The 16666-nt window shown below is 31.2% G+C and carries 17 protein-coding genes; 1 reads left to right on the top strand and 16 read right to left on the bottom strand.

Annotated features, from left to right (window positions below; genetic code table 11):
- Nucleotides 1–36: 36 nt before the first annotated feature.
- The 9 genes from BXU10_RS03600 to BXU10_RS03560 form a co-directional block, all read right to left on the bottom strand.
- Nucleotides 37–189 (bottom strand): DUF4295 domain-containing protein, encoded by a 153-nt coding sequence (locus BXU10_RS03600; protein ID WP_072961632.1) that lies wholly within the window; start codon nucleotides 187–189, stop codon nucleotides 37–39.
- A gap of 70 nt (nucleotides 190–259) precedes the next feature.
- Nucleotides 260–442: a 50S ribosomal protein L33 gene (gene rpmG / locus BXU10_RS03595; RefSeq protein WP_017495179.1), complete on the bottom strand. Its 183-nt coding sequence runs from the start codon at nucleotides 440–442 to the stop codon at nucleotides 260–262.
- Between the two features lie 27 nt (nucleotides 443–469).
- Entirely contained in the window at nucleotides 470–706 is a 237-nt protein-coding gene (gene rpmB, locus BXU10_RS03590) for a 50S ribosomal protein L28 (RefSeq protein WP_008468080.1), read from the bottom strand.
- Nucleotides 707–780: 74 nt separating this feature from the next.
- Entirely contained in the window at nucleotides 781–2031 is a 1251-nt protein-coding gene (locus BXU10_RS03585) for a competence/damage-inducible protein A (protein WP_078226132.1), read from the bottom strand.
- Nucleotides 2032–2225: 194 nt separating this feature from the next.
- Nucleotides 2226–2573 (bottom strand): Hpt domain-containing protein, encoded by a 348-nt coding sequence (locus BXU10_RS03580; RefSeq protein ID WP_078226131.1) that lies wholly within the window; start codon nucleotides 2571–2573, stop codon nucleotides 2226–2228.
- The gene (locus BXU10_RS03575) at nucleotides 2573–3184 is read right to left on the bottom strand and encodes a fumarylacetoacetate hydrolase family protein (RefSeq protein WP_078226130.1); all 612 of its coding nucleotides are present in this window, start codon (nucleotides 3182–3184) and stop codon (nucleotides 2573–2575) included. The genes BXU10_RS03580 and BXU10_RS03575 overlap by 1 nt, the downstream gene beginning before the upstream one ends.
- Before the next feature lie 46 nt (nucleotides 3185–3230).
- Nucleotides 3231–4001, bottom strand: coding sequence for a 3'-5' exonuclease (locus tag BXU10_RS03570; protein WP_078226129.1), 771 nt, complete (start codon nucleotides 3999–4001; stop codon nucleotides 3231–3233).
- Between the two features lie 170 nt (nucleotides 4002–4171).
- On the bottom strand, nucleotides 4172–5482 hold the full coding sequence (locus BXU10_RS03565; protein WP_078226128.1) for a dihydrolipoamide acetyltransferase family protein: 1311 nt from the start codon (nucleotides 5480–5482) through the stop codon (nucleotides 4172–4174).
- Nucleotides 5483–5565: 83 nt separating this feature from the next.
- Complete coding sequence (locus tag BXU10_RS03560; RefSeq protein ID WP_078226127.1) at nucleotides 5566–6729, bottom strand: glycosyltransferase family 2 protein; 1164 nt, start codon at nucleotides 6727–6729, stop codon at nucleotides 5566–5568.
- Nucleotides 6730–6989: 260 nt separating this feature from the next.
- Between BXU10_RS03560 and BXU10_RS03555 the strand changes: the two genes are divergently transcribed.
- Nucleotides 6990–7727, top strand: coding sequence for a tyrosine-protein phosphatase (locus BXU10_RS03555; RefSeq protein ID WP_031456102.1), 738 nt, complete (start codon nucleotides 6990–6992; stop codon nucleotides 7725–7727).
- A gap of 72 nt (nucleotides 7728–7799) precedes the next feature.
- On the opposite strand, the gene BXU10_RS03550 is transcribed toward BXU10_RS03555, so the two are convergent.
- The 7 genes from BXU10_RS03550 to BXU10_RS03520 all read right to left on the bottom strand — a co-directional run bounded on the left by BXU10_RS03550 (nucleotide 7800) and on the right by BXU10_RS03520 (nucleotide 16623).
- Nucleotides 7800–10187 carry a tyrosine-protein kinase gene (locus BXU10_RS03550; protein ID WP_078226126.1) on the bottom strand — a complete coding sequence of 796 codons (2388 nt, stop codon included), beginning with the start codon at nucleotides 10185–10187 and terminating at the stop codon, nucleotides 7800–7802.
- A gap of 19 nt (nucleotides 10188–10206) precedes the next feature.
- Nucleotides 10207–10974, bottom strand: a complete 768-nt coding sequence (locus BXU10_RS03545) for a polysaccharide biosynthesis/export family protein (RefSeq protein ID WP_123921945.1) — start codon at nucleotides 10972–10974, stop codon at nucleotides 10207–10209.
- Between the two features lie 275 nt (nucleotides 10975–11249).
- The gene (locus BXU10_RS03540; RefSeq protein ID WP_078227901.1) at nucleotides 11250–12170 is read right to left on the bottom strand and encodes an NAD-dependent epimerase/dehydratase family protein; all 921 of its coding nucleotides are present in this window, start codon (nucleotides 12168–12170) and stop codon (nucleotides 11250–11252) included.
- Entirely contained in the window at nucleotides 12167–12910 is a 744-nt protein-coding gene (locus BXU10_RS03535) for a glycosyltransferase family 2 protein (protein WP_078226124.1), read from the bottom strand. Before BXU10_RS03535 ends, BXU10_RS03540 begins: the two co-directional genes overlap by 4 nt.
- A gap of 11 nt (nucleotides 12911–12921) precedes the next feature.
- Entirely contained in the window at nucleotides 12922–13842 is a 921-nt protein-coding gene (locus tag BXU10_RS03530; protein ID WP_078226123.1) for a glycosyltransferase family 2 protein, read from the bottom strand.
- Complete coding sequence (locus BXU10_RS03525) at nucleotides 13835–14380, bottom strand: putative colanic acid biosynthesis acetyltransferase (protein ID WP_078226122.1); 546 nt, start codon at nucleotides 14378–14380, stop codon at nucleotides 13835–13837. The genes BXU10_RS03530 and BXU10_RS03525 overlap by 8 nt, the downstream gene beginning before the upstream one ends.
- Nucleotides 14380–16623, bottom strand: a complete 2244-nt coding sequence (locus BXU10_RS03520; protein ID WP_078226121.1) for an NAD-dependent epimerase/dehydratase family protein — start codon at nucleotides 16621–16623, stop codon at nucleotides 14380–14382. The genes BXU10_RS03525 and BXU10_RS03520 overlap by 1 nt, the downstream gene beginning before the upstream one ends.
- Nucleotides 16624–16666: the final 43 nt, after the last annotated feature.

Here is a 16666-nt window from a genome sequence, read left to right as displayed (position 1 = left end):
GAGTGAAAGTAGCTTTTCTATATACTGTAATTGTAATTATTTCTTTTTCAAGAAAGTATCAACTTCTTCAGGAGCCATAATAGATTCTACGAATGTATATGCACCAGTTTTTGGAGATTTCACCATTTTGATGGCTTTTGATAATCTCTTAGAAGCTGTTTGTAACGATGCTACGGTTTTCTTTGCCATGATTCAAATGTTATTGAAATTAATAAAAAAACAAATGACTGGATTTGAAATTTTATTAAACCTCTAATTATTACTTAATTTCTTTGTGAACTGTTACTCTTTTCAAGATTGGATTAAATTTTTTAATCTCTAATCTGTCCGGAGTATTTTTTTTGTTCTTTGTTGTAATGTATCTTGAAGTACCTGCAACACCAGAAGTCTTGTGTTCAGTACATTCTAAAATTACCTGGATTCTATTACCTTTCTTTGCCATCTTGCTATATATTTATTTAGGAAAAGATTATTTGATAAATCCTTCTGACTGTGCTTTTTTCAAAACAGCAGTGATTCCATTTTTATTAATTGTTTTTATCGTAGATGCTGCTACTCTAAGAGTAATCCATCTATCTTCTTCTGGAAGATAAAAACGCTTTTTAACTAAGTTTACAGAAAACTTTCTCTTAGTTTTGTTCATAGCGTGAGAAACGTTATTTCCTACCATCGCTCTTTTACCTGTAAGGTCACAAACTCTTGACATTATACTTATCTTTTATCGTTATTCAAAATCAGGGTGCAAAGAAAAGAAAAATAAACGATTGTAGCAAAAAAATGTTACACAATTTTCAAAATTTCTTTTTGCAATATTTCCAAACTCTTAATCGTGGCTCTATCTATCACTTTTTCACGCGGTTGTCCGAAGTTAAATTCTTCTGTAATCACACCATTTGGGGTAGCTAAAGCAATGAAAACAGTCCCGATTTCAGCGTCCGAGTCACCTTTTGAAGGTCCCGCATTACCTGTTGTCGCGATTGCATAATCGGTCTTAAGCATCTCTTTCACTTTCAGGGCCATAGCCGATGCGACTTGCGTACTCACCACCGAATACTGATCAACTAAATCCTGTGAAACACCGAGAACATTGACTTTCGTTTCACTTGCATAGGAAACAATACTGCCTTTAAAATAAGCTGACGAACCCGGCACAGCTGACAAAAGTGAAGCAATCCTTCCTCCGGTACAACTTTCAGCAGTTGAAATAGTTTTATTTTCTTTCGAAAGGAGCTTCCCTATTACCGTTTCGATTGTTTCGTTTTCTTCGTAACCTACTATTATATCATGAATTATCGCATCTAATGACTTAACGTTATCCTGTATTGCTTTTTCCAGCTCATCTTTATCAGTTCCTCTTGCGGTTAAACGCAAACGTACACGGCCAGGATTCGGCAGGTAGGCTAGCTTGATAAAATCCGGCAAATTATTTTCCCAGTTTTCGATACGTTCTGCAACTAAACTCTCGCCTTGTCCATAAGTCAAAATAGTTTTATGAATTATATATGGACGCTTATATTCACGAACTATTTTCGGAATTATTTCTTCCTCGACCAAATATTTCATTTCGTAAGGAACTCCAGGAAGAGACACAAACACCGTATTCTCCTTTTTCATCCACATTCCTGGCGCAGTACCAACCTGATTATGCAGTATTGTACAAGTTGAAGGAACCAGCGCCTGATCTTTATTCATTTGAGTGATTGGCCTTTTAAAATAACCCTCTATTAACTGGGTTACATGCTCCAAAACTTCCGGATTCACAACAAGTTCATCATCAAAATATTCGCAAAAAGTCTTTTTAGTCACATCATCCTTTGTTGGACCTAATCCTCCCGTAACAATTACTATATCAACCTTATTTTGGAACTTTGCAAAAGTATCTAAAATATGTTTTTTATTATCACTGATCGAAATCATCTCAACAATTTCAACTCCAATTCTATCAAGTGATTTGGCAATAAAGCCTGAATTTGTATCTACAATCTGACCAATTAAAATTTCATCTCCAATTGTAATAATAGTTGCCTTCATATTTATAAGATATTTTACTTACAAAAAGTTATTTAAAAAAGAAGCTCTCTAGCTAGATTTGCATGAGATATAGAAACGACATCCTTAATTGTCAAAGAATAATACCCAATTAAATATTTTCTTTCAAAACAAAAGAAACAGTGAGTAACCCTACCTGATTTTTCAGTCTATGTAAAAGGCAAAATAGATAAGCCTTAATTAAGATCAAAGTCTTTCTTAATTTCTTTAATAGCATCATTGACCTGTTTTCTGATACTTTTAAAAGTTTCTACAATTTCTTTCTTTTTGCCTCCTGCCTTCGTCCATGCTTCAACTTGCAAAATTTCCTCAAAAGCTACATTTAACCCCATTAAATCAAGGGTAGGTTTGATCTTATGCGCATAAGAATAGGCATGTTTGTGATCTTTTTTCTTAATACCTTCTTTTATCTGTTTTAAATCTTCCGGCACTTCAGTAACAAACAACCTTAGAATCTCTTTTACAAATTCTGAATCATTGTCTGAAAGCGCATATACTTTTGATAAATTGTATTTTAATGCCATTATTTTACTTGTATTCTGAATAATTTTTTATCTTCTAAAAAGCCTTCTAAAACATCATTTGGCTTAACTGCCGCTACTCCAGCAGGAGTTCCCGTAAATATAATATCACCAATTTTTAGTGTAAAATACTGTGATACATACGAAATAAGCTCGTCTATTTTCCATAGCATGAGAGCTGTATTGCCTTTTTGAACTGTTTTAGCGTTATTTGTCAATTCAAAATTAATATTTTCAACGGAACTAAAAAGTGTCTTCGGTAAAAAATCCCCAATTACTGCCGATCCGTCAAAAGCTTTTGCTTTTTCCCATGGCAAACCTTTTTCTTTTAATTTCGTTTGTAAATCACGAGCCGTAAAATCAATACCTACACTTATTTCGTCGTAATATTTATGTGCAAATTTAGGCTCAATATACTTTCCTACTTTATTAATTTTTACAATAATCTCGATTTCATGATGAATATCTTCTGAAAATTCAGGAATAACAAACGGATGCTGTTTTAATAAAACCGCAGAGTCCGGTTTCATAAAAACAACAGGCTCTGAAGGTCTTTCATTTTTTAATTCTTCAATATGATTGGTGTAATTTCTACCGATGCAGATTATTTTCATTTTTTCTAAAGTTACCAAGAAACTAAAACACTAAGTCAATAAGAACTTATTTAGTATTTAACTTTCTTAATTTAATTGCCGTCAAAACTTTTTTTGTATACAAAGGAAAATCAGCGTTTTGGATCCAGCTGAAATATCCCGGTTCGGTTTCTAATACCTTCTCAACTTTCGCTCCTTTGTGTTTTCCGAAAGTAAAGATTTCTTCGTTATCTTTATCAAAGGCAATCATTCCGGCAAAATCAGCAATTTTTTTACGTGTCGTAAACTCCGACAATACTTTTATATCATTTTCAAGTTCAGGATAGCGGTCTAACTGCGCTTTTAAAATCTCATAAGTTGCCATTGTATCTGCTTCTGCTGAATGTGCATTCTCTAAACTTTTACCGCAATAAAATTTTAAAGCAGCACTTAAAGTACGCTCTTCCATTTTATGAAAAATAGTCTGCACATCTACAGAAACTTTATTTTTCATATCAAAATCAACACCTGACCTAAGCAATTCTTCTGCCAACAAAGGAATATCAAAACGATCTGAATTAAAACCTCCTAAATCGCTGTCCTTAATCATATTGTACACTTGAGGTGCTAATTCACGAAATGTTGGCTCATTAGCTACTTTTTCATCTGTGATTCCATGAACATCTGTCGTTTGCGGAGGAATTGGAATTGTTGGATTCACTAACCAGGTTTTACTTTCTTTATTACCGTTTGGAAAAACTTTAAATATTGAAATTTCCACAATCCTGTCTTTCCCGATATCTATTCCAGTGGTTTCTAAATCGAAAAAGCAGATTGGCCTGGTAAGTTTGAGTTCCATTTTTTTTATTTTTTTTTGAATTTACAAATGTAATTTTTAAAGACGAATTATCACAAACTTATCTCTCAAAACAACTGTTAAAATTATTTTTTAGAAAGTTTACATTTATAAAACGAAAAAATCCGGCAAAATTCAAAACTCTGCCGGATTAAATATTATAAATGTATTATTTAGAAATCCCGATCCAAATCAAAAGCCTCTAAATACTCAGCTACACGCTTCACAAAGCTTCCACCTAAAGCACCATCAACCACTCTGTGATCATATGAATGCGATAAAAACATTTTTTGACGAATCCCTATAAAATCACCATCAGGCGTTTCAATAACCGCAGGTACTTTACGAATTGCTCCTAAAGCAAGGATTCCAACCTGTGGCTGATTGATTATTGGAGTACCAAAAACACTTCCAAAAGTACCAACATTCGTCACTGTATATGTCCCTCCCTGGGTATCATCCGGTTTTAATTTTCCGGTTTTTGCACGATTTGCCAAATCATTTACAGCTTTTGCCATTCCGACGAGGTTCAATTGATCTGCATTTTTAATAACAGGAACAATTAGGTTTCCGTTTGGCAAAGCAGCAGCCATTCCTAAATTTATATTTTTCTTTTTAATGATATAATCACCTTCAACAGAAATATTGATTCCCGGAAAATCTTTTATCGCTTTTGCAACCGCCTCCATAAAAATAGGAGTATACGTAAGTTTTTCACCTTCTCTTTTTTCGAAAGCCGCTTTAACCTTATCTCTCCATTTTACAATATTGGTCACATCTACCTCTATAAAAGACTGAACATGAGCAGAAGTTTGAAGCGAAGCCACCATGTAACCTGAGATAAGCTTACGCATTCTATCCATTTCAATTACTTCATCCTCTCCGTTTACAGAAACCGGAACTACTTGTTGACTTTTTTGAACTGTCGGTTGTATTGATTTTGGAGCAAGAGCAACTTTTACCTCCTCAACATCTGGTTTACGGTTCTCAATATATTTTAAAATATCTTCTTTTGTAACTCGCCCCTCTTTTCCTGAACCCGGAATACTTTCCAATTCAGAAAGAGAAATACCTTCTTCTTTAGCAATGTTTTTTACTAACGGCGAAAAGAATTTATCCGAATTAGAGAAAACCTGAGGAGCTAAAACAGCTTCTTTTACTACATCGATTGTTTTTTCAATCTCAACTGCTTCAGCAGGAATGACAACTTCTTCTACAGACTCAACCTCTGATACACCATCACTTTCTGTTTCAATAATCGCTATAACTTGACCAACCTGAACCAGATCATCTTTATCAAATAATTGCTCGATCAAAACTCCTGACACTTCACTTGGTACTTCACTATCAACCTTATCTGTTGCAATCTCAAGCACCGCTTCATCAGCTTCAATTTTGTCTCCCACTTGCTTCAACCAATTTGTAATGGTTGCTTCAGCTACACTTTCTCCCATTTTTGGAAGCCTTAATTCAAATCTTGCCATATTATTAACCTAAAAGGTGATTTCGATTTTGATATTGCGAAATTACTGAATATTTTAAATATAAATTACATAAAATATAATTTTTAATCAATTTTCACCATTTTACCACGTTCATTTTTAGAATCACTTCCAATAATAAAGTTAGCATTTTTAGGTAAAATTTTAAAAGTAATACGCTTATCTCTAAGAGTTTCTAAGATTTCGATACATTTTTTAAAAGAAACATAATGATTATCCAAAATAATTTCAACTCTTTTACCCTTTGAAACGAGGCACGAATTTACCATTTTTTCCCTTTTTAAATCCAAAAAAGAAACTTTATTTTTTAAACTCAAAGACAATTGTTCGCTCAATATTTTATTTAAAGACAAGAAAATATAGCTTTCCGGTAATAGATTTGCTTTTGGTTTTCCCTGAAACATTTTTATAAACGAAAAAAAGAGAATTCCGATTTTAATAAAAACAGAGAAAAATATCGATTTTCTGAAATGCTTTTGATAAAAAAACTCCATTGCTTCCTGAAATCTTCTCATATATTTCTCATCTTTTATGGTACTTTCTCCTTTATAGTGTATGACTGATGTTTCATGAAAATAGTAATTGCTTTTTTGTTTTTGCAAAACGGAATAGGACAAATCAATATCATCAGCATACATAAAACAATCTTCATCAAATCCGCCTGTTTCCAGATACAATTCACGTTGCATTACCATAAAAGCACCTACCAAAATATCTACTTTTCCTGTTTGGTTATCCCTTAAATGCTGTGCATAATACTGATTGAAAAGTTTTAGATTAGGGAAAATTTTATACAATCCAAAAATTTTGGTAAAAGCTACCCAGGGGGTTGGAACTCCTCGTTTGCTTTCAGGTAAAAAATTACCTGTACCGTCAATAAGTTTACATCCAATAATTCCAGGATTTGTTTGCCTTTCAGCAAAAACCAAAATTTTAGAAAATGTATCTTCGGCTACTACCGTATCAGGATTAAGAATGCAAATATATTTCCCCTTTGCTTGTTGTACACCAATATTATTCCCTTTTGGAAACCCGTAATTTTCTTTATTTTGAATAAGCTTTACCTCTGGGAACCTATTTTTAATCATCTGACAACTGTCATCATCCGAGTTGTTATCTACTACAATAATTTCTCCATCAATTACCGAAAGAGCTTCCTGAACACTTAAAACACACTGTTCTAAAAAGTAGCGCACATTATAATTAAGAATAATAACAGATAATTGCATGAAATTAAAATATTTTGGGAAAGTTAAAAATTTTCACTTCAATAAAAACGTTGTTGACCAATCGTTTTTACAATATTTAGAAAATCTTCTATAAATTCATGTTCTCTTTTTATATCATTTAATACATAAAGTAATTCCAACGGGAAGATTGCAGTGATTTAATAATTTCAGTTAAGTCAGCATAAGGGTTTTAAAAACAAAATAAATCTTTATGCTCTTTACTCTTAATATTTCTACCAATTTTATTTATTTTTGCTACTATGCTATCATTCTTAAAACAAAAACCATACTTAAAAGATCTTTTATCGGATAATTTTATCGATATACATTCCCATCTACTGCCCGGAATTGACGATGGTGCAAAAACGATCTCTGACACTGTACGATTAATAAAGGCGCTTAAAAAGATCGGAATTTCACAATTTGTTACCACACCCCATATTAGCCATTACATATGGAATAATTCTCCTAAAGCAGTTTGTGATAATCATTACGAAACCACACTATTGTTATCTGAAAATAATATCAAAGACCCTTTTAAGGCAGCAGCAGAATACTTTATGGACGATTGGTTCGAAAAGCATTTTAAAACAGAAAAACTTCTTCCTCTAAAAGACAATTATGTATTAGTAGAAATGTCTTACATGAATGCTCCAATACAATTGTATAAAATACTGTTCGATTTGCAAGTTGCAGGATACATACCGGTTTTAGCGCATCCGGAACGATATTTATTTTATCACAAAAACTTTAATGAATACGAAAGGTTAAAAAAAGCAGGCTGCTTGTTTCAATTAAATCTACTAGCTGTTGTAGGCTATTATGGTGAAGAGATCGCTAAAATTTCTGAACAATTATTAAAAAAAGGCATGTATGATTTTGTAGGCACCGATGTACATCATGATAACCATATAGCAGCATTTGAACAAAGAATAAAAGTCAATTCACTTGATGCATTAAAAAAAATCATATCTAACAATCAGTTTTTTAAATTTTAACTCTCGTTAAAAAAAATAACTTTCATAAAAAAAGTCCAAATGCTGGACTTTTTTTATGAAAACTCATTAAGTTTAACTTGGATTTTTGATTTTTTTAAACCAGGATTTACTCTCTGATTTAACCCCGTATCCATAACCGTATCCGTACCCTTTCGTTGAATCAGTATCATTAAGTACCAAACACATATTTGGTAATTTCTTTTCCCTGTAAAAAGTGTTTGCGATAGACAACATGCGCTTCTCTAAAACATTCGCACGCATTACATATACAAAAGTATCGGCATTTTTTGCAACCAATAATGTATCAGCAACTAAACTTACAGGAGCAGTATCAACAATAATATAGTCGTACTCTTTTTTTACTATTTCGAAAAGCTTATCAACATTTTTACTCATCAGCAATTCTGCCGGATTTGGAGGAATTACACCGGAAGGTAATATATAGAAATTTTCATAATCATTATGCTTAATAATGTATTTGTTGATATCAATATCATTTGAAGACAAATAATTAGTCAATCCCAAATTAGGCATTGCGAAATAATCCATAAATTTAGGATTTCTAATATCCATACCTATTAGCAAAACTTTTCTTCCTGAGAGCGCAAATGTAGCAGCAAGATTTACAGATACCAAGGTTTTTCCTTCTGCTGGAAAAGTAGAGGTTACAAAAATTGTTTTTGCTCTGCCCTCCGGTACATTTGTTAACATAAATTCAAGATTTGTCCTGACAATTCGTATCGCTTCAGCTGAACTCGTTCTACTGTCTGTTTTGATCAATTCATTAGCATCTTCAGATGTTGGAATATCTCCAATAAAAGGTATCTGGGTTTTACCTTCCAAATCTAATCTGCTTTTAATTTTAGTGTCCAATAAATTATGACCATATATAATCCCAAACGGAATTAACAGTCCAATTAACAACCCTGCTAAGTAAATAACTCTTTTCTTTGGGCTTACTGGAGTTTTATTAGCTTTTGCCGCATCAATTATACGCGCATTAGGTTCCGTAGCCGCTAATGAAATAGCAGTTTCCTCACGCTTTTGCAGCAAATACAAATATAATTCCTCTTTTACTTTTTGTTGTCTTGCAATTACCCTGAACTGTCGTTCCTGTACTGGAATTTTACCAATTTTACTATTCAATAAGGTTTCCTGATTTTTTAAATCACGATTTTGAATTTGTAAATTCGACTGCATCCTTCTTAAGCTTGTCGCTACATTAGCTTTCAAAGAAGAAATTTGCTGATCTAATTTTATCACCGAAGGATTTTCAGTAGTCGCCGATTTTAAAATTCGGTTACGATCCAAAACCAACTGATTATAAGATGTAATTAAACCGCCTGCATCACCATCAGTAGCGATAATGTTGGTGGGTAATAAATCGGCATTAGTACTTTTTTTAATAAAATCAAGCAGAGAAGAAACCACATTTAATTGAATTTCAGCTTCTACTCCTTTTTTATCATACTCATTTGAGCCTTCAATAAAAAGTTTTGCTTCGGATTCAATGTCCGTTAATTGGTTTAATTTTTTAAAACTTTCTACGTCTTGTTCTACACCATCCAATTCTTGAGTAATTAATGCTAAACGCTCAGCAATAAATTTGGAGGTATTCTCAGAAATAAAATTTTTATCCTCAGCTGCATCTTCGTTATAAATCTGAATCATATTATCCAAAAACTCTTCAGCCTTTTTTTGAACAGGATCAGTGATAGAAACATTAACTACACTACTTGATTTACTTATAGCTTCTACTTTTAATCTGTTTCTAAAGCTTGCTGTTATACTCTCAATCGGATTAATTACTATTCGAATTGATTTATTTTTCCCTATATTATTTTGTTTGTAAAATGCGGTCTTAGCAATAATTAAAACACCTATAGTTGTAGGAATTTTTTCTCCAAATTTAAATTCCTTTTTAGATGACAAAATAATATTATCAACTGCAGCTTTAGTTGCAGCATTCTGTAAAGAGAAACTATCATGAGGTAATAAATCAAATTTTAAAACTACATTAGCCTCTTCAAATAATTCTGTTTTATTGATAAAGAAAACATTTACAGGTGCTCCTCCGTAAATATCACGATCGACCACATTCCCTTCAACCTGAAGACTGATATTTAAATTTAGTTTTTTCACCGTTGATTCTACTAAAGTCCTAGACTTTAATACCTCAATCTCATTATCAACATTATTTACAGAACCTCCACCAAGTCCTAAGTCCGAAAAAGCAGATAATTCAGAAAGCATACCTCCTTTTTTTTCATCTTTTACTAAGATAGAGGTGCTGGCTTCATAACTTGGAGTAGTGTATCTTAAATATAAAAACGCAAAAACCAAACAAAGGAATCCACTTAAAACAAACCATTTCCAGTGAATTAAATATTTATTCAGTTGTTCCCGAAGATTTATTTCATTAATTTCATCCTCTGACTCTTCATTATAAAAATCTTGCATTTGTCTTAATTTATCAGTTTTATTTAAAAAGTAGAACAGAAAGCGATATTAAAATAGAAATCGCAGATATAATGACAGATGTATTAGGGCCTACAGCTGCAGCATTTATCTTAGTCTTATTCGGTTCTACATACACCACATCGTTTTGCGCCAGATAATAAAAAGGGGAATTTATAAAATCTGCCTTGGTAATATCTATCCTGTTATATGACTTTACGCCACTAATTTCACGAATAACCAAAATATTATCCCGTTTTCCATAAATAGTTAAATCTTTCGCCATACTTAAAGCTTCAATCAAAGTAATTCTTTCAGAAGCAACAGTATATGTACCTGGTAAATTAACTTCACCTTGTAAGGAAACTTTAAAGTTTATGATTCGCAAATTAATGATTGAATTTTTAATGTAAATTCCTATTTTATCTTTTAACAATTTTAACACTTCTGTTCTGGTTAATCCCCCTACAGCTAATTTCCCTAAAACAGGAAATTCTATGTCTCCATTTTTATCAACCAAATAAGGCTGAATAGTCTGTTGTCCAGTTGCCGACATTAAATTTGCTGTACTTGACACTGTAACTGATGCCAAATTAAAAGGCATAGCAATTTCAGGATCTTCAGCAGAAACTATAATCATCAATAAATCATCAGGCTGAATTTTCACTTCATAAGAAGAAGCATTTTCTGGTCTGTTCAATCCATCAATATTTTGATAATAGACAATATCTTTTTTAGATGCACAGGAGAAAAACAAGAAAAAAACGAAAAGTGGAAATGTTTTTTTCATTAAAAATACATATTTCATGCGGTTTGAGATTTTAAAATTTGCAAAGATAGATAATAAGAAACAGGTTCAAAGATTTATGAGTACATTTTTATTCTTATCAAATTTCCTGCTTCTCTGTATCCATAATTAAAATATTTTTTTTAGTCTTACTAAGGTAGTGCAATAAATTCTTTAAATTCTTATACTTTAAAATAGTTGTTTACAAAAAAAAAAAATAAATTAAAATGTTATCGGCTTTAATTATTTTGAATAAATGACACTAACACACTATCATTCTACATTTTAAATGAAGTAAAAGTTTTCAGCAAACCATCTTTAACATTTACAGGAAATGGTTTATTAATAGCCTGCTTAATTTTTAAATTGCATACTACAAAACTCTCTGTTAATTTATGGAGCCGCTCCATATTCAATGGGAGACTAAGAAAATCTCCTGTTCTTGCAATATTGATAATCATTTTTTTTGGAAGAGAAAGAATTCTAGCTTTCTTATTTTGAGATTTAGAAATTAAAGTTACTAATTCGTTAGTTGAAATTGAATCATCATCTGCTATATTATAAACTCCGGAAAGAATTGTTTCCTGAATTAATAATTCTTTAATAACGAAACATAAATTTTCTACACTTAAAAAAGAACGCTGATTATTAAAAGCTCCTAAAGGCCAGGGAAAGCCTTTTTGAACCAAACCAAATAACAAGTTTAAATTTCCTTTATTTAACGGGCCATGAATCATACAGGGACGTAAAATGTACACTTTTTTAGTTTCAGGCAAATTTGCTAAAATGTAATCTTCAGCCATTCGTTTTGATTTTCCATAAACGCTTACCGGATTTGAAATGGCATCTTCTGTCAAAATTCCATCTATAGAATCTACAACCGCCTTTACAGAACTTATGTAAATAAATTGCTTAGCTTCAGACTGCAAAAACTGGTTATATAATTTCTTTGTTAACTCAAAATTAACCTCATAATATTCGTTGTCATTGGACGTTTTTTTCAGATCGTGTGCTTTACCGGCAAGGTGGATCATTACATCATATGGATTACTGCCTTCCAGGAAAGCTTCGTAGGTTAATCCATTATATCCTTTTCTTGTAATGCCTTTCACATCAAAATCATCGGCTAAATATACACTGAGATTCTGACCTACAAATCCGGTGATTCCTGTAATTAAAATTTGTTTGTTTATTTTCATTTCTTTAAAAATCCAATTGTTTTCCAAACAAATCTCATCCTGATTTTTAAACCTGAGAAATCGATAGCATTCATATGAAGGGCTTTTTGGATTTCTTTGGTAATTAAATTATAGGAACTCCTGCCTGAACTACTTAGCCCACCAACTAACATAGCTGTAGTGGTTATTCCTGAATATTTCCAGCTAATTTTTCCTTTTAGAAAAAAACGAGTAATCAACTCATAATCCGCACCAATAGCAAATCCAAGTTCATAAAAACCTAACTGTGTAAACAAGGCTCTCTTAAAAAAAATGGAAGGATGCGGAGGCATATAACCAATTTTTAATTTCTCCGGATTCCAGTATTTCGAAGAATAAAGACGAACAACCTTTCCGTCTTCCTTATGCTGTATTATATTCCCTACTGATGCATCAATGCTATTATTAACATGAAAGGCTGCAATTTCTTTTAATACTGTTGTTGAGTAAAAAGTATCATCAGAATTTAAAATTCCAATAATATCTCCAGTTGCCAAAGCTATTCCTTTATTCATAGCATCATAAAGTCCTTTGTCGGGCTCAGAAATCCATTTAGTAATTTTATCTTCGTGATTTTGTATTATTTGAAGTGTAGTATCTTTTGAATTGCCATCCACTATTATATATTCGATATTTTTATAAGTTTGCTCTGCTACTGAAAGAATTGTTTTTTCAATCGTAGTAGCACTATTGTAACAAACTGTTATTATGGTAATTTTCATTTCTTTATTTATTAACCTATTTTTGTTACATCATAGCCATACTCTTTTTTGAAAAACAAAATAAGATTTTCTTTATTATAACCAGCTTTTTTATATGCCTCATAAATTTTTACATCCACTAAAAAGCGGTACCATCCACATTGAAGAATGTTCCAAATAAATCCTCTCTTCCCTTCAAAAAAACCTCCTTGCAAAACATATCTAATAAACCAAAAAAGAAGAGGTCTAACAAACAAGGGCAACATCAAATATTTTTGTTTGAACCACCTCCTGCGTTCTTCTCCATTACCAAATAAATTAGATGGTACTAATTCAGCATCTGTAAAATTATAAATCTTATCTAAAATGTCAATAGCTTCTCTGGTAGCATATCCATTATGTTTTTGAATCCACCATGTCAAATTATTTAAATTATGATCTACTAAGTCTCCTTCTAAAGATGCCGTTTCTCCCTGATTAAGCTTCATCCTTTCATCCATCCAGCGTTGTTCACAAAAAGCAGAACCATTACGCCACAATTTTGTATGCCAAATAGGATACATTCCTCCTTTTTTTAAGGGTCTGTCAAAAAAGTACATCAACCGCTTTACTCTTATTCCATGAACATTAGCATTCATTGTTATTAGGTCTTTTTTAATATTCCTGCCCAATTCTTCAGATAAATATTCATCCGCATCTACACGTATTACCCAATCTGTTGTAATATGTCCAAACTCAATCCCCCAATTCAATTGATTGGCATGATTAGAAAATTTGTTTTGATAAAAACGTGCTCCGTTTTGAATAGCAATTTCTTTTGTTTTATCAGTTGAATAAGAGTCAATCACAACTATTTCACTACATACTCCTTTTAAAGAATCCAAACAACGTTGCAGGTGAATTTCTTCATTATAAGTTAATACAATTGCAGTAAGTGATGGGGGGTTATTCATTTTCAAATATTCTTTTTTTAATAAATTTTGCAGGATTGCCCCCTACAATTGTCCAAGGCTCAACATTCTTATATACACAAGCATTTGCTCCAACAACAGCACCTTCTCCTATAATGACTCCTTTATGTACATATGCATCAACTGCAACCCAAGAATCGGATTCTATTAGAATTGGTGCTGTAATTAATTCATGACCAATAGAAAAAACGTCGTGACTAGCCGTACATAAATGTGTTCCCTGAGATACTGTTGCATTTTTTTTCATTATTATTTTGTCAACGTTATAACAATTAACATTCGGGCCAATCCATGCATTTTCTTCTAAAACTAAATTCCAAGGAGCCCAAATAATGGCAGATGAATATACTCCTGCTTTACTATGAATTTTGGCACCAAACAGCCTTAAAAGGACGTTCCTCCAACTTCTAAAAAACTTTGTAGGAAAGGGTCTAAATAAAAACAGATATATAATATTCCATAATAATCGTTTAAAACGATTTATAGTTGAAATACGATTCATACGATCATTTCTTTCCATTATTGTATATTTTTATAGAGTAAATTATCAACATAATCATCAATTAATGGAAATAACGCAGCAGTAATATTTATACCTCCCGCTCTTGGTAAGACTCCTGTATTTACAATTAATAAAGAATTATATCGATTGTAAAATGACCTTAAATTTTCTGAGTCACTCATAGCCATATTGTAAGGATGATAAGTATCCTCTATTTTTTCAAAAGAAAAGTCATCGCTTAACAAATCAAATTTTATATTATTTGATACAAGTAAGTTTTTAACTTCCTCAATGGCTTGTGTGTAAAGTCCATTTATTTTCTCTTTATCTAAATCAAAATAAACATCCAAATCTTTAATCACACTTTGTTTCTGGGTTTCTTTCCCTAAAGTTATAAAACTATTTGATTTTGGATTTTCAATATCTACATATAAATTCCACATGTTTTTATAAATATATACCTCTTTTTTAAGTAACATACAATAAATAAATTTTACGACATACGGTAAATCTAAAAGTATACTTTTAATAATATCGAAGCTAATTTCTTTTTTAAATAGTAACTTTTTAAAATTTTGAAAAAAAGGAAAATCTGAGTTGTAAATTGGATTTGCGAAATAAGAATAATCATCAACTTCTCCAATAATTCTTTTGGTAATTAATGCTGCCCCAGAAACTTTAAATTTATAATCCTCTTCACCAATACGACTATTACCAATTATCTTAAAAACTTTTTGAGAAAGATGATCTGAAAAATAAATCTTTTCCTCATTAATTAATCCTGATTGCAATAAAATCCTATTACTTTCAAATGCTCCGGCTGCTAAAATAAAAGAATCAAAATATACAATTTTAACCTCTTTATTATGTTCTATTTCTGCAGCTACAATTTTATTTCTTTCTGAAATTAATTTAACAACACGAGTGTTTTGCTCAATTTTGACATTTTTTAACTTTTCTATTTTAAAAAATTTAAATAAATTTCTATCAAAATACCCCAACCATAAACCCGTTTTTGAGAATTGATTCTCATTTAATATTTTCTCTTCAAATTTGTCTTTAATTTTAAATTTTCTGAAAATTTCAATTTTATATTTTTCACTAATTTCAATTATATCCTTGATAAATTGAGTAGGTTTTTTAAAATCATTTTTTGTAAAAAACAACAATTGTCCGCCCCATCTATTTGAAGTACCACCTAATCCAAAATATCTTCCATCTGATAATCCTGAATATTTTTCATTTAGCAATTTTGTAGAAAAACCAATTTCTTTTTCAGTCTTAATCTTATCATTTCCAACTTCTAAAAGTGTAATATTTGAATCTGGATATTTTTCCGTAATGGTATGAATAGCATAACTTCCATATACTCCTGACCCTATTACGCACACAGAACGATATGTTAAAGATAATTTAAGATTACTTTCTGTAATCGATGAATCAAAATAAGTAGCTTTAAACAGACCTCTAATTTGCCAATACTTTGTTTTATTAAGTAATTTAATTCTATTAAACAATGATGCAATAGGTAAAATTCCCCATGAAGGCAGTTGAAAAACTTTTCCTTTAAACCTCTTTTTTAAAAAACTAATTTTAGTTTCATTTCGGTTTTCCAATAATAAATAACAGGACAATCTATTTTGAGATGCAATAATTTTTTCAATTGCAAAATGCATTCTTTGACGGTCTATTAAAGGCAAAGAAGTTTTTTTATTTCCTAATAAAAGAGCACAATTAAAGGGCAGATGAATACAAATTCCAGCAGTAGAAGATTCTTTTTCCGAACTAACAATAAAACCAGGTCTAAGAAAACTAAGATTATAATTTTTAGTTTGTTTTAATAAAAATTTATCTGATTCTACTTTAAGGGCAGCATAACTCCCTTTTTTTGCACTATCAAATTCAATTTCAGTTTCTTCATTTACAACACTCTCTTCATTTTTATAAACACTTATTGAAGATACATGCAATAAATTTTTCACATATTTATTGCAATATAAATGAAGTGACTCTAAATATTTTATATTCTCCTCAACACTTTCATCTTTTATAATAGTAAAATTGATTAATATATCATATTCTTTTTCCAAATACTTATTCGTATGCATCTTATTAACATCACCGCTAATCAGAGTACCTGCTTTATTCTCAATTCCTCTTGAAAAACAATCTACAGAATATCCTGAAGCTGTTAATAATGCTGCAAGCCCTTCAGCTGCAAAAGATTTATAACCACAAATTAATATTTTTTTGTTGTTCATTTATATATTATTCTAATATGCTTAAGATACAAGTTGCTATTTT

Source organism: Flavobacterium sp. LM4, from assembly GCF_002017935.1.
GTDB classification, from domain to species: Bacteria; Bacteroidota; Bacteroidia; order Flavobacteriales; family Flavobacteriaceae; genus Flavobacterium; species Flavobacterium chungangense.
The sequence above is the reverse complement of the archived record's forward strand: the minus strand, read 5'-3'. Positions and strand labels throughout refer to the sequence as shown.